This window comes from Kitasatospora sp. NPDC051164 (assembly GCF_044455625.1).
In the GTDB taxonomy this organism is placed as follows: Bacteria; Actinomycetota; Actinomycetes; order Streptomycetales; family Streptomycetaceae; genus Kitasatospora.
On the sequence record NZ_JBITFB010000048.1, the window covers coordinates 1 to 13,773 of the forward strand.

A 13,773-nucleotide genomic window follows, 5' to 3' on the forward strand; every position below is an offset into this window, starting at 1 on the left:
GGACCAACGACATCAGCCACGGTGACCTGGTCCGCAACAACCCCGACCAGACCATGACCATCGACCCCTGCAACCTGCAGTTCCTCTACCAGGGCTACGCCCCCAACACGCCGACGAACACCACCTACCTGCAACTTCCGTACCGGCCGGGCGTCCTCACCCTGCAGCGCTGACCCGCACCCTGCAGCGCTGACCCGCCCGATCCACGGTGATCGCGATGCGGTGCGGTCCGCCGACGCGTGGACGAGCGGTTCACGGCGTGGGTGACTCCACCTGCTGACCGATACTCACCGCCCTGAGGAACCCCAGCCGCGCGTCGGCTGGGGTTCCTCTCCTTCGTGGGGCCCGTCCAACCGACGGCTCTGTCCCGTCATCGGACTGGCGATCACCCGCGAGGCCGTCCCGGTCGGCTGCTGGACCTGGCTCGGCAACACCAGCGGCGCTACCGTGCCGATGACCGAAGATGAGCGGCCTCCAGGCCCAGGAACAGCCCCTGACCAGGCCTTATCCCTCACGGAGCCGTGGCCGCACAACCCCCCGGCGGCACCTCATACCCATTCTTCCCAGGTCAACCCCCACGTTGAGCCCGCCCTTGGGCCTGCCAACTGTCGAACTCGGGCGGCTCGTCGAGTGGTCGACGAGGCCGACAGCACAGCCCGGGAAACCACTCCGACACATCGGGGTAACGGTTCGAAACCGGTCTCTTGACGTGTCTGTTGTTAGCGTTAACACTCAGGCAACGTAACCCGAGAGCAGCTGGCTCGGCAGCATTCGGCGCACCACTGGAGGAACTGTGCGTAAGGCAATAGCGGGACTCGCCACGGCGGCACTCGCCCTGACGCTGTCGGCCTGCGGGCAGAGCAGCAACGGCGTCGGCGACGGTGCCGCCAAGAGTGCCGACGCCAAGGGCGGCACCATCGGCATCGCGATGCCGACCAAGTCGTCGGAGCGCTGGATCAACGACGGCAACAACATGGTCAAGCAGTTCCAGGCCCAGGGCTACAAGACGGACCTCCAGTACGGCGACAACGTCGTCGAGAACCAGGTCTCGCAGCTCGAGAACATGATCACCAAGGGCGACAAGCTCCTGGTGGTCGCGGCGATCGACGGTGCGGCACTCACCGACGTGCTGCAGAAGGCCGCCGACGCGAAGATCCCGGTGATCTCGTACGACCGCCTGATCCGTGGCACCAAGAACGTCGACTACTACGCGACCTTCGACAACTTCAAGGTCGGCGTCCTGCAGGCCACCTACATCGCCGACCAGCTCGGGCTGAAGGACGGCAAGGGCCCGTTCAACATCGAGCTCTTCGCCGGCTCGCCGGACGACAACAACGCGGGCTTCTTCTTCAACGGCGCGATGAGCGTGCTCAAGCCGTACATCGACTCGAAGAAGCTGGTGGTCCAGAGTGGCCAGACCGAGTTCAACCAGGTCGCCACGCAGCGCTGGGACGGCGGGGTCGCACAGTCCCGGATGGACAACCTGCTGAGCAAGTCGTACACCTCCGCGCACGTGGACGCCGTCCTCTCGCCGTACGACGGCATCTCGATCGGCATCCTGTCCTCGCTCAAGGGCGTCGGCTACGGCGGTACCGGCAAGGCACTGCCGATCGTGACCGGCCAGGACGCCGAGCTGGCCTCGGTGAAGTCGATCATCGCGGGTGAGCAGACCGAGACCGTCTACAAGGACACCCGTGAGCTGGCCAAGGTCACGGTGCAGATGGCCAACGCCGTGCTGACCGGTGGCAAGCCCGAGGTCAACGACGAGAAGCAGTACAACAACGGCGTCAAGGTCGTGCCGGCCTACCTGCTCGACCCGGTGAGCGTCGACAAGGCGAACTACCAGAAGGTGCTGGTGGACGGCGGCTACTACACCGCCGACCAGCTCAAGTAGCCTGTCGGCCCGAACCCGGGCCACACCCCGAGCCGGCGGAGCCGGCGGCGGACCGCCCCGACCGATCCCGCCGCCGGCGCCGCCCCCAAGCGAACGGATGCACCACATGGCCGGACCCGTCCTCGAGATGCGTTCGATCAGCAAGTCCTTCCCCGGCGTCAAGGCCCTCTCGGACGTGAACCTCACCGTCGCGCCGGGTGAGGTTCACGCCATCTGCGGCGAGAACGGCGCCGGTAAGTCGACCCTGATGAAGGTCCTCAGCGGCGTCCACCCGCACGGGTCCTACGACGGGGAGATCCTCTTCGAGGGCGAGCCCTGCGCCTTCAAGGACATCAGGGCGAGCGAACACCGCGGAATCGTCATCATCCACCAGGAACTCGCCCTGGTCCCCTACCTCTCGATCGCCGAGAACATCTTCCTCGGCAACGAGCACTCCCGCCGGGGGATCATCGACTGGAACCGGGCTCTCGGCCATGCGAAGGAGTTGCTCGCGCGGGTCGGCCTGCCCGAGCACCCGCAGACCAGGGTCGCCGACATCGGCGTGGGCAAGCAGCAGCTGGTGGAGATCGCCAAGGCGCTCGCCAAGCAGGTCAAGCTGCTCATCCTGGACGAGCCCACCGCCGCGCTCAACGACGAGGACAGCCGCAAGCTTCTCGACCTGATCCTCGAGTTCAAGGCGCAGGGCATCTCCTGCATCATCATCTCGCACAAGCTCAACGAGATCGCGCGGGTCGCCGACGCCGTCACCATCCTGCGCGACGGCCGGACCATCGAGACCATCCAGGTCGGCGAGGAGGGCATCGCCGAGGACCGGATCATCCGTGGGATGGTCGGCCGCGACCTCGACCACCGCTTCCCCGAGCGCGAGCCGTACACGGGCGAGGACGCGGGGGAGATCGCCTTCGCGATCGACGACTGGACGGTGTTCCACCCGATCGACCAGCACCGCAAGGTGGTCGACGGTGTCTCGATCAACGTGCGGCGCGGCGAGATCGCCGGCATCGCAGGCCTGATGGGCGCCGGCCGGACCGAGTTGGCGATGAGCGTCTTCGGGCGCTCGTACGGCCGGTACGCCGGCGGCCGGGTCGAGCTGAACGGCACGGAGATCCGCACCCGGACCGTCCCCGAGGCGATCAAGCACGGCCTCGCGTACGTCACCGAGGACCGCAAGCACTTCGGGCTGAACCTGATGGACAGCATCGGCCGGAACATCTCGCTCAGCGCGCTGGGCAAGGTCTCGAAGCGCGGGATCGTCGACGAGTACGCGGAGTCCCGGGTCGCCGAGTCCTACCGCAAGAGCATGAACATCAAGGCCCCGTCGATCTTCGCGGCCACCGGCAAGCTCAGCGGCGGCAACCAGCAGAAGGTGGTGCTGAGCAAGTGGATCTTCTCGGCGCCCGAGGTGCTGATTCTCGACGAGCCCACCCGGGGCATCGACGTCGGCGCGAAGCACGAGATCTACACGGTCATCGGTGAGTTGGCGGCGCAGGGCAAGGCGATCCTGATGATCTCCTCCGAACTGCCCGAGCTCCTCGGCATGTGCGACCGCGTCTACACCATGGCCGAGGGCCGGCTGACCGGCGAGGTCCAGCGGGCGGACGCCACACAGGAATCACTCATGCGCCTCATGACCAGGGGCAAGGCGCCCGACATCGAGCAGGGAACTACCGAATGAGCGACGTGAAGACCGAAGAAAGCCTGCGCCCCGCGCCCACCGCGCCGGCCCCGGGCGGCGGCACCCCCGGCACGCTCGGCCTGCTGGTGCAGGCCGTGCGCGGCAACCTCCGCCAGTACGGCATGCTGGTCGCCCTCGCCCTGATCGTGGTGCTGTTCCAGTTCTGGACCGACGGCATCCTGCTCAAGCCGCTCAATGTCACCAACCTGATCCAGCAGAACAGCTACATCCTGATCCTGGCGATCGGCATGATGATCGTCATCATCGCCGGGCACATCGACCTCTCGGTCGGCTCGCTGGCGGCGTTCGTCGGCGCGGCGGCCGCGGTGATGATGGCCAAGGACCACATCTCCTGGCCGGTGGCCCTGGTAGCGGCACTGCTCATCGGCGCGGCGGCCGGCGCCTGGCAGGGCTTCTGGATCGCGTACATCGGCATACCCTCGTTCATCGTCACGCTGGCCGGGATGCTGCTCTTCCGGGGCGGCACGCAGATCCTGCTCCAGGGCCAGTCGGTGGCGCCGTTCCCGAAGGGCTTCCAGAAGATCAGCAGCGGGTTCCTGCCCGAGGTCGGTCCGCAGACCAACTACCACAACCTGACTCTGCTGCTCGGCCTGGCCGTGCTGGCCGTCTCCCTGCTGCAGGAGGTGCGCGGCCGCCGCCAGGCGCAGCGCCACGGCCTGGAGCCGCTGCCGGTCGGGCTCTTCCTGGCGAAGTGCGCGGCGATCACCGCCGCCGTCGTCGTCTTCACCCTGCTGCTCGCGAGCTACCACGGCTTCCCGATCGTGCTGCTGATCCTGGGCGTGCTGCTGGTGGCGTTCGGCTACCTGATGCGCAACTCCATCCTGGGCCGGCACACGTACGCCATCGGCGGCAACCAGGCGGCGGCGAAGCTGTCGGGTGTGAAGAGCAAGCGCGTCGTCTTCCTGGTCTTCGTCAACATGGGCGTCCTCGCGGCGCTGGCCGGCATGGTCTACGCGGCCCGGTTGAACGCGGGAACGCCGAACGCCGGTATCAACTTCGAGCTGGAGGCGATCGCGGCCGCGTTCATCGGCGGGGCCTCGGCCAGCGGCGGTGTCGGCACGGTGTTCGGTGCGATCGTCGGTGGCCTGGTGCTGGGTGTGCTGAACAACGGCATGTCGCTGGTGGGCATCGGTACCGACTACCAGCAGGTCATCAAGGGTCTGGTGCTGCTGGCCGCCGTCGGTTTCGACGTCTGGAACAAGCGCAAGAGCGGATCCTGAACCCTGCATGCACAGCACTGTGCCCGCCTCTCGTGTGAGGGGCGGGCACAGTGCCGTGCGCGGGCAGGGCCGGGTGCGGGCGCCGGGCTGTCCGGACTACGCCCGGCTGCGAGCGGGTGCGGGCGCGGTGCTCAGGCGGACCACCATCTCCGGGGCCACCAGGACGCTGCCGGGTGCGCCCGAGCGGTTGTCCGGGGTGTCGTCGAGCTGGGCGACGAGGAGCTCGAGCCCGCGTCGGCCGAGCCCGCCGAAGTCCTGGCGGACCGTGGTCAGCGGCGGCACCAGATAGGACGCCTCCGGGATGTCGTCGAAACCGACCACGCTGATGTCCTCGGGCACCCGGCGGCCCGCCTCGTGCAGCGCCCAGAGCAGGCCGAGCGCCATGTGGTCGTTCGCGCAGAACACCGCAGTGACGTCCGGGTCCGCTGCCAGCTGCCGGCCGGCCTCGTACCCCGAACGGGAGCTCCAGTCGCCGGGCAGCGGGCGGGGTGCGGCCACGCCGGCATCGGCGAGCGTGGCGGACCAGCTCTCGGCGCGGTGCCGGGCCTCCAGCCAGCTCGGTGGGCCCGAGACGTGGTGCACCGTGCGGTGCCCGAGATCGAGCAGGAACCGCGTCGCCGCCCTGGCGCCTGCGATGTTGTCCGCGGCCACCGTGGGCACCCGAACCTGGCCGGACGTACCGAGGCGAACGACCGGGACGCTCACCGAGATGTGGGCCAGCGGGTCCGCCGCGGAGGTCTGGGGCGCGATCAGCACGATGCCCTCGACGCCCTGGTCGCGCAGGCGGTCGACGGCCTCCTGCACCGATCGGGCGTCCAGTGCGCGCGGCGAGACGATGCTGATGTAGTAGCCCGCCGCGCGAGCGGCCCGCTCGATGCCGTAGAGCATCGAGGCCGGGCCGAACAGCGTGGTGTCGAAGCTCACCACGCCGAGCATGTTCGACTTCCGGGTGACCAGCGTGCGGGCTGCCGAGTTCGGGCGGTAGCCCAGCTCCCGGATCGCCGAGAGCACGCGGTCGCGGGTGGCCGGGCGTACGTTCGGGTGATCGTTGAGAACCCGGGAGACGGTCTGGTGCGAGACTCCGGCCAGCGCCGCGACGTCGGCCATCACCGGCTGGCGGGGCCCGGCGGCAGCGGCCTCCTCCGACCTGCCCTGTCGACCTGCGGCGGTGCTCATGATCTCCGCTCCGTCCTGAGTTTGTGGATCACTCTCACGAGCCTACCGAGAGCGCGGGCGCGCTCCGGTTGGCGCCCCGGCACCGGCGCCGCCGGCCAGGCAACCGTCACAGCTCGCAGCCGCCGACGACCGGCCGCGCCTCCGCACCGGGTGGGTGTGCGGAGGTGCGGCCGGTCGTCAGCCGACGGTGCGGTGGAGGATCCGGTCAGGCCCAGGCTGTGCGAGCCGACCTGGCCGACGGTGTGGGTCGCGCCCGACCCGAGTGTCGCGGTGTGCGCGTTCCCCGGATTCTGGTCCGGTGGCGCATGGGGATCCCTTGCTGGTGGGTGGCAAAGGGAAGGTGCCATGGCGCCGGTCCTGCGGGCGCCATGGCACCGGTGGTGGTGGTGCTGGTGGTGTTTTCTTTCTGGTCCCCCGTGCGTGGTCCCCCGTTGAGCCCGCCGCCGTCCGTCAGGAGCGGCGGCGGGCCGTCATGATGCGCTGCAGCAGGACGAAGACGAAGAGCAGCGTGCCGACCGCGATCTTCGTCCACCAGGAGCTGAGCGTGCCCTCGAAGGTGATGATGGTCTGGATCACGCCGAGCACCAGGACGCCCAGCACCGTGCCCAGGACGTATCCCGAACCGCCGGTGAGCAGCGTCCCGCCGATCACCACGGCCGCGATGGCGTCCAGTTCGGTGCCGACCAGGTGCAGGCTGTAGCCCGACAGGGTGTACAGCGTGAAGAGCACGCCGCCGAGCGCGGAGCAGAGCCCGCTGACGGTGTAGGCCCGGATGACGGTCCGTCCGACCGGCACGCCCATGAGCAGCGCCGACTGCGGGTTGCCGCCGACGGCGTACACCGCCCTGCCGAACCGGGTGTAGTGCAGCACGACGAACGCGGCCGCCACCACCGATACGGCGATCACCACCGACCACGAGACGAACACCCCGCCGGGCAGCGTCAGATGGCTCTGCGCCAGGGTGGTGAAAAGGTGATCGGAGATCGGGATGGAGTCGGTGCTGATCAGGTAGCAGAGGCCCCGGGCGAAGAACATGCCCGCCAACGTGGCGATGAACGGCTGCACTTCGAAGTGGTGGATGGCGTACCCCATCCCGGCGCCGAACAGAGCGCCGACCACCAGGACCAGCGGGATCACCAACAGCGGTGGCCAGCCCTGACGTTCGACCAGGTCGGCACAGAGCATGGTGCTGAGCGCCCCGACCGCGCCGACCGAGAGGTCGATCCCGCCGGTCAGGATCACGAAGGTCATGCCGACGGCGATCACCAGCAGGTGGGCGTTGTCGACGAAGAGGTTGGCCAGGACCTGGCCGGAGAGGAAGCCGTAGTAGCGGTAGTTGCCGGCCTCCAGAGTGAGCGCGAAGAGCGCGGTGGTGGCGAGGACCGGGAGGTAGCCCCGGCGCTGTGCGGCGAACTCCCGCAGGGACGTCGTACTCATGCCGCCGTGGCCTCCTTCTTCCCTGGCTTGGCTTCGACGACACCGGCACGGCGGCGGGCCCGGCCGGGGAGCACCTTGGCGCGGAAGGCCGGGGACTGCAGCAGGCACACTGCGGTGACCACCAGGGCCTTGAACACCAGGGTGGTCTCCGGCGGAACGCCGATCGTGTAGACGGTCGTGGAGAGGGTCTGGATGACGAGCGCTCCGACGGCCGTTCCGCCGAGGTGGAAGCGGCCCCCGGAGAGCGAGGTCCCGCCGATCACGACGGCCAGGATGGCGTCGAGCTCGATCCACAGACCGGCGTTGTTGCCGTCCGCCGACGCGACGTTGGAGCTGATCATCAGGCCGGCGCCGGCCGCGCACAGGGCGCAGAAGGCGTACACCGTGACCGTGAGGCCCCGCGCCCGGATGCCGACCAGCCGGCTGGCCTCGCGGTTTCCGCCGACCGACTCGAGCAGCAGGCCGAGCGCGCTGCGTCGAACCGTGAGACCGGTCAGTACCAGCACTGCCGCCGCGATCAGGACCGAGAGCGGCAGGCCGAGTTCGTAGCCGCCGCCGATCAGGTGGTACGGCTCGCTGTTGACGGTGATGATCTGTCCGCCGGTGATCATCTGGGCGACACCGCGCCCGGCGACCATCAGCACCAGGGTGGCGATGATCGGCTGCATCCCGGCTCCCGCCACCAGCAGGCCGTTCCAGATCCCGAGGGCGACGCAGACCGCCAGCGCGAGCAGCACGGCCGGCACGACCGCCCCGCTGTCCTTCTGGTTCGTCAGGTGACTGATGTTCAGGCAGGCGACGGCTCCGGAGATGGCCACCAGGGCGCCGACCGAGAGGTCGATGCCGCCGGTGGCGGTGACCAGCGTCATCCCGAGGGCGACCAGCAGCAGCGGCGAGCCGAGGCGCAGGATGTCGATCAGGCTGCCGTAGAGGTGGCCGTCACGGACCCGGATGCTGAGGAAGTCCGGCGAGTAGATCACGTTGGTGACGAGCAGTGCGGCCAGCAGGGCCACCGGCCAGAACAGTCGGTGGCCTAGGAGTTGCCTCATCAGTGGGCACCTCCGCTCGCGATGGTCTCCATGAGCCGGTCCAGGGTGAGTTCGGGAGTGTTGGGGAGCGTCGCCACGAGCTCGTGGTCGCGCAGCACGCCGACGGTGTCGGAGAGGCGCAGGACCTCTTCGAGTTCGGCGGAGATGTAGAGGACTGCCATGCCGTCCTCGGCCAGCGAGGCGACCAGCTTCTGGATCTCGGTCTTGGCGCCGATGTCGATGCCACGGGTGGGCTCGTCCAGGATCAGCAGCTTGGGTTCGGTGATCAGCCAGCGCGCGAGCAGGACCTTCTGCTGGTTGCCGCCGCTGAGGTTGCGGACCAGAGCCGAGGGGTCGGCCGGATGGACGTGCAGCGCCTTGATCCACTTGTCGACCAGTTCGTCGGCCCGGCGGGTCGGCAGCGGCCTGGTCCAGCCGCGGGAAGCCTGCAGGGCGAGCAGGATGTTCTCGCGGACGGTGAGGTCCGGGACGATGCCCTCCGTGCGGCGGTTCTCGGAGCAGAACGCGATGCCGTGCCGGATCGCGGCCCGCGGGCTGCGCAGGCTGACGCTCTGTCCGGCGACGGAGATCTTGCCGGTGTCCGCGTGGTCGGCCCCCGCGATCAGCCGGGCGGCCTCGGAGCGCCCGGCGCCGAGCAGGCCGGCCAGGCCGACCACCTCGCCCGGGTGCAGGGCCAGGTCGAACGGCTCCACCGCGCCCTTGCGCCCGAGGCCGTGCGCGGCCACGTACGGCTCGCCGGCCGCGCCGGACTCCCGGCCCGTCCGCTGGTGGTCGGAGACCTCCAGCTCGCCGAGTTCCTGGCCCAGCATCGCCGCGACCAGCTCCAGTTGGGGCAGCTCGGCGGTCAGGTACTCCCCCACCAGCTGCCCGTCGCGCAGGACGGTGATCCGGTCGCAGACCTCGTAGACCTGGTCGAGGAAGTGCGTGACGAAGAGGATCGCCACGCCCTCCTCGCGCAGCCGGCGGATGACCGTGAAGAGCCGCGCGACCTCGTCGCGGTCGAGGCTGGAGGTGGGCTCGTCCAGGATCAGGACCTTCAGCCCGCCGACGCCGCCGTCCTCGGTGTCCACGGCTCGGGCGATGGCGACCATCTGCTGCAACGCGAGTGGCAGGGTGCCGACTTCGGCCCGTACGTCGATGTCGAGGTCCAGGCTGCGCAGCAGCTCGGCCGCCTTGCGGCGCAGGGCGGACCAGTGGATGCCGCCGAGGCGGCGCGGTTCACGTCCGAGGAAGAGGTTCTCCGCGACCGAGAGGTTCGGGCAGAGGTTCACCTCCTGGTAGACGGTGCTGACTCCGGCTCCCTGTGCCTGCAGCGGGCCACCGAAACGGACCGGCGCGTCGGCGAGGACGATCTCGCCGACCTCCGCGGTGTGGACGCCGGTGAGTACCTTGATCAGGGTCGACTTCCCGGCGCCGTTCTCGCCCATCAGGGCGTGCACCTCGCCGGCGAATAGCCGGAGGTCGACGCCGGACAGAGCCTGGAATCCGGCGAACTCCTTGCTGATACCGGTCATTTCGAGGACCGGGCTGGCGGACTGTGGCGCCGGCATGGTTGCTCCTCTCCTCGCCTGGTGGCCGGGGCCCGGCGCGGGCCCCGGCGGGGTGGTCAGTACTGGCGGTTGGGGAGCTCGGCGGCGGCCTGGTCCTTGGTGAAGACGCCCTCCTTGGAGAGGACCCGGTCGGACACGTCCTGCTTGTCGTGGATCTTCTGGACCAGGTCCATGATCTGCGGGCCGATCAGCGGGTTGCACTCGACGACCTCCTCGATCTTGCCGTCGGCCATCGCCTGGAAGGCGTCCTTGATGCCGTCGATCGAGACGATCTTGATGTCCGTGCCCGGCTTGAGGCCGGCCTCCTCGATGGCCTGGATGGCGCCGACGGCCATGTCGTCGTTGTGCGCGAAGAGGATGTTGATGTCCTTGTGCGCCTTGAGGAAGGCCTCCATGACCTCCTTGCCCTTGGCGCGGGTGAAGTCACCGGTCTGGTCGGCGATGATCTTGAACTTCGGGTCCTTGAGGACGACGTCCTCGAAACCCTTCTTCCGGTCGAGCGCCGGGGCCGATCCGGTGGTGCCCTCGAGCTCGGCGATGTTCACCGGCCCGGTCGCGCTCTTCTCGGCGTCCACCAGCCACTGCCCGGCGCTGGTGCCCTCCTTGACGAAGTCCGACCCGATGAACGACTTGTAGAGCGTCTTGTCCTGGGTGTCGACGGCCCGGTCGGTGAGGATGACCGGGATGCCGGCCGCCTTGGCCTCCTTCAGGACGGTGTCCCAGCCCGTGGTGACCACCGGCGAGAAGCCGATGACGTCCACCTTCTGCTGGATGAAGGACCGGATCGCGGCGATCTGGTTCTCCTGCTTCTGCTGGGCGTCCGAGAACTTCAGCTCGAAGCCGGCCGCCTTCGCCGCGTCCTGGATCGACTTGGTGTTCGCGGAGCGCCAGCCGCTCTCGGCACCGACCTGCGAGAAGCCGAAGACGAGCTTGTGCTGACCGCCCGCGTCGGCGGAGCCCGCGGGGGCCTTCTTGCCGTCGCAGGCGGCCAGCGAGACGGTCAGCGCGGCGGCGACCGCGACGGCGCCGAGGGTTCTGCTGATGGAACGGGACATCGTGCTCTCCTTGATGATGGCGGATCAGTGAGCGTTGTCTGAAGTGCGATCGGTGATGCTCCGGTCCCGGAGGGCGGCCGAGGGGCGGGCGCCAGCCGGCACGGTCGACGGGCCTCGAAGGCCGGCCACCGCCCCCGCCGCGAATGGCGATCCTCGGTGTCTGCGGGTACGCGCCGCTCGGGCGGCGGGCGAGCGCGCGGGCGCCGGACGGGACGGGTGCGACGTGAGTGGATCTTCCGATCCCCACCGATGGCGCCGGGAGGGGCTGCGGCCGCCACGGGGTCACCCGTGGAAGCGGTGGGACGGGCGGCCCCGGGCGGCCGCAGCCGCGCGGAGCAGCGGGCCCGCCCGGTCGCCTATTTGACCGTGCGACCCCACTGCCTGGCCAGGACCCCGCCCTGCGGGTCACCAGGAGCGGTCCCGAAGGCCGACCGGCGGCAGGCGGCTCTGCCGGTCAGCTCCGCGGACGCCTCGGACGAGAATCGGGTCGCGCCGACGGCGGCTCCGGTGGAGCTCATCTTTGATCTCCGTACTCGGTGGGGTCTACGGGCAATGTGGCAGTTGGCGCTGACAAAGAACCGTCGAGAAAGCGCGCCGACAGGTCACGGGGGCACGCCTTGAAAGCTGCCGCAATTGAGCCCCTGTCAGGGTCCGGATCACTACCGACGTGTGAATTGTTATCGCTAACATTCTGTCCGTCAATGCCCTGTGCAGGTCACATTCGGGTCTCGCCAGGACACACGGGCTCGCGGAATCCCCGTCCGCTTCCGGGCAAGGCGAAGGGAAAGGCGCGAAGGGAAGGTGGGGGGATCGAGGACACGCAGGCAGGGCGAATTCGACGACATGCCTGCCTCGGCTCCGACCATGCGTCACATTGTCGAGAAGCGATAGCGGGGTGGTGCTGCGGCACTCCTCACCGAGGCGCAACACCGTGGACGGATAGTCGGGGTGGTGCGTCCCGGTCGCGAGCGCGCAGCGTGTGCAGGGTCGCACCGAGGTCGAGCATCTCCACCGTGACCGCGCTCTCGCAGCCGAACGTCCAGCACCTGATGGTCCGTCCGTCCGGGAGGACGGCATACGGCTCGTGCCGGACGGACAGTGCGGCGGTCATGCTGCTCCGTTTTCAAGGGTGGGACACGGTGCTGTGGCGGCGCCCCGCCGGCGCCGGGCGCCGCCACGTCAGGGTGTCAGAAACCCTGGGCCAGCCGGTGGTAGGCCTGGTTCCAGCGGATCTCCTTGGTGAACTGGCGCATCGTGGTGTCCGCGTCGATGAGCAGCAGTTCGGTGCCGACCATCTCCGCGAGGTCGGTCAGCTCCTCGGCGCCGATCGCGCTGGAAAGCACGGTGTGGTGCGGGGCGCCGGCGGTCAGCCATGCCTCGGCGGAGGTCCGCAGGTTCGGCCGCGGCTTCCAGACGGCGCGGGCGACCGGCAGGTTCGGCAGCGGCTCGGCGGGCTCGACGACGTCGATCTCGTTGGCCACCAGCCGGAACCGGTCGCCCATGTCGGCCAGGCCCACCACCACGGCCGGCCCGGTCTGCGCGTCGAAGACCATCCGGACGGGGTCCTCACGGCCGCCGATACCCAGCGGGTGGATCTCGAGCGTGGGCGTCTCGGAGGCGATGCTCGGGCAGACCTCCAGCATGTGGGCGCCGAGGATGACCTCCTGACCGGGCTCCAGGTGGTACGTGTAGTCCTCCATGAAGGACGTGCCGCCGGGCAGCCCGGCGGCCGCCGCCTTGAGCGTGCGCAGCAGGACGGAGGTCTTCCAGTCGCCCTCGCCGCCGAAGCCGTAGCCGTCGGCCATCAGGCGCTGCACGGCGAGGCCGGGCAGCTGGCGCAGACCACCGAGGTCCTCGAAGTTGGTGGTGAAGGCCTTGAAGCCGCCTTCGTCCAGGAACCCGCGCAGGCCGAGCTCGATCCGCGCCGCGTAGCGCAGCGACTCGTGGCGGTCGGCGCCGTGGCGCAGTTCGGCCGACACCCGGTAGGTGTCCTCGTACTCCTTCACCAGCTCGGTGATCGCGTCGCCCGCGACCGCGTCGACCGCGTCGACCAGGTCGTTGACGCCGTAGGTGTTGACCGAGACGCCGAACCGCCGCTGCGCCTCGACCTTGTCGCCCTCGGTGACGGCGACATCGCGCATGTTGTCGCCGAAGCGGGCGAGCTTCAGGGTGCTGAGCTCGGCGCGGCCCGCAGCGGCGCGGACCCAGGAGCCGATCCTGGCGGCCACCGACGGGTCGCTCACGTGGCCGGCGACGGTCTTGCGGGCCACCCCGAGGCGGGACTGGATGTAGCCGAACTCGCGGTCGCCGTGGGCCGCCTGGTTGAGGTTCATGAAGTCCATGTCGATGGACGCCCACGGCAGCGCGACGTTCGCCTGGGTGTGCAGGTGCAGCAGCGGCTTGCGCAGCGCGTCGAGTCCGGCGATCCACATCTTCGCCGGGGAGAAGGTGTGCATCCAGGCGATCAACCCGACGCAGTCGTCGGAGGCGTTGGCCTCCAGACAGACGCGGCGGATCGCGGAGGCGTCGGTGAGCACGGGCATCCACCGGACCTTGACCGGCAGGCCGGTACCGTCGCCCAGCGCGTCGGCGATCTGCCGGGACTGCTCGGCGACCTGCCGCAGGGTGTCCTCGCCGTAGAGCCCCTGGCTTCCGGTGAGGAACCAGACCTCGCGGCCTTCGAGTGACGTCACTTC

Annotated in this window: 11 protein-coding genes; 4 read left to right on the forward strand and 7 right to left on the reverse strand. The window is 69.3% G+C overall.

Translation table 11 applies throughout. The annotated features are described in order from the left end of the window. The 4 genes from ACIBEC_RS42670 to mmsB all read left to right on the forward strand — a co-directional run. Positions 1-173 (forward strand): non-reducing end alpha-L-arabinofuranosidase family hydrolase (locus tag ACIBEC_RS42670; RefSeq protein ID WP_396290390.1); only part of this gene is annotated, 173 nt, incomplete at its 5' end. A 620-nt stretch (positions 174-793) separates the two neighbouring features. Beyond that, a complete protein-coding gene (gene chvE, locus ACIBEC_RS42675; protein ID WP_360501618.1) occupies positions 794-1,894 on the forward strand; it encodes a multiple monosaccharide ABC transporter substrate-binding protein in 1,101 nt (366 codons plus the stop codon). A 106-nt stretch (positions 1,895-2,000) separates the two neighbouring features. After that, positions 2,001-3,569 (forward strand): multiple monosaccharide ABC transporter ATP-binding protein, encoded by a 1,569-nt coding sequence (gene mmsA, locus ACIBEC_RS42680; RefSeq protein WP_360501621.1) that lies wholly within the window; start codon positions 2,001-2,003, stop codon positions 3,567-3,569. Further along, a complete protein-coding gene (mmsB, locus tag ACIBEC_RS42685; RefSeq protein WP_360501623.1) occupies positions 3,566-4,810 on the forward strand; it encodes a multiple monosaccharide ABC transporter permease in 1,245 nt (414 codons plus the stop codon). The genes mmsA and mmsB overlap by 4 nt, the downstream gene beginning before the upstream one ends. Before the next feature lie 96 nt (positions 4,811-4,906). Here mmsB and ACIBEC_RS42690 read toward each other — a convergent pair whose 3' ends face one another. The 7 genes from ACIBEC_RS42690 to araA form a co-directional block, all read right to left on the reverse strand. After that, entirely contained in the window at positions 4,907-5,986 is a 1,080-nt protein-coding gene (locus tag ACIBEC_RS42690; protein WP_360501626.1) for a LacI family DNA-binding transcriptional regulator, read from the reverse strand. Positions 5,987-6,436: 450 nt separating this feature from the next. Next, positions 6,437-7,423, reverse strand: a complete 987-nt coding sequence (gene yjfF / locus ACIBEC_RS42695) for a galactofuranose ABC transporter, permease protein YjfF (RefSeq protein ID WP_360501629.1) — start codon at positions 7,421-7,423, stop codon at positions 6,437-6,439. After that, positions 7,420-8,472, reverse strand: a complete 1,053-nt coding sequence (locus ACIBEC_RS42700) for an ABC transporter permease (RefSeq protein ID WP_360501632.1) — start codon at positions 8,470-8,472, stop codon at positions 7,420-7,422. Before ACIBEC_RS42700 ends, yjfF begins: the two co-directional genes overlap by 4 nt. After that, the gene (locus ACIBEC_RS42705; protein WP_360501635.1) at positions 8,472-10,022 is read right to left on the reverse strand and encodes a sugar ABC transporter ATP-binding protein; all 1,551 of its coding nucleotides are present in this window, start codon (positions 10,020-10,022) and stop codon (positions 8,472-8,474) included. The genes ACIBEC_RS42700 and ACIBEC_RS42705 overlap by 1 nt, the downstream gene beginning before the upstream one ends. Positions 10,023-10,078: 56 nt before the next feature. Further along, positions 10,079-11,077, reverse strand: a complete 999-nt coding sequence (locus ACIBEC_RS42710; protein WP_360501638.1) for an ABC transporter substrate-binding protein — start codon at positions 11,075-11,077, stop codon at positions 10,079-10,081. A 913-nt stretch (positions 11,078-11,990) separates the two neighbouring features. Next, entirely contained in the window at positions 11,991-12,188 is a 198-nt protein-coding gene (locus tag ACIBEC_RS42715) for a hypothetical protein (RefSeq protein ID WP_360501641.1), read from the reverse strand. Positions 12,189-12,264: 76 nt separating this feature from the next. After that, the gene (gene araA, locus ACIBEC_RS42720) at positions 12,265-13,770 is read right to left on the reverse strand and encodes an L-arabinose isomerase (protein ID WP_360501643.1); all 1,506 of its coding nucleotides are present in this window, start codon (positions 13,768-13,770) and stop codon (positions 12,265-12,267) included. Positions 13,771-13,773 lie beyond the last annotated feature (3 nt).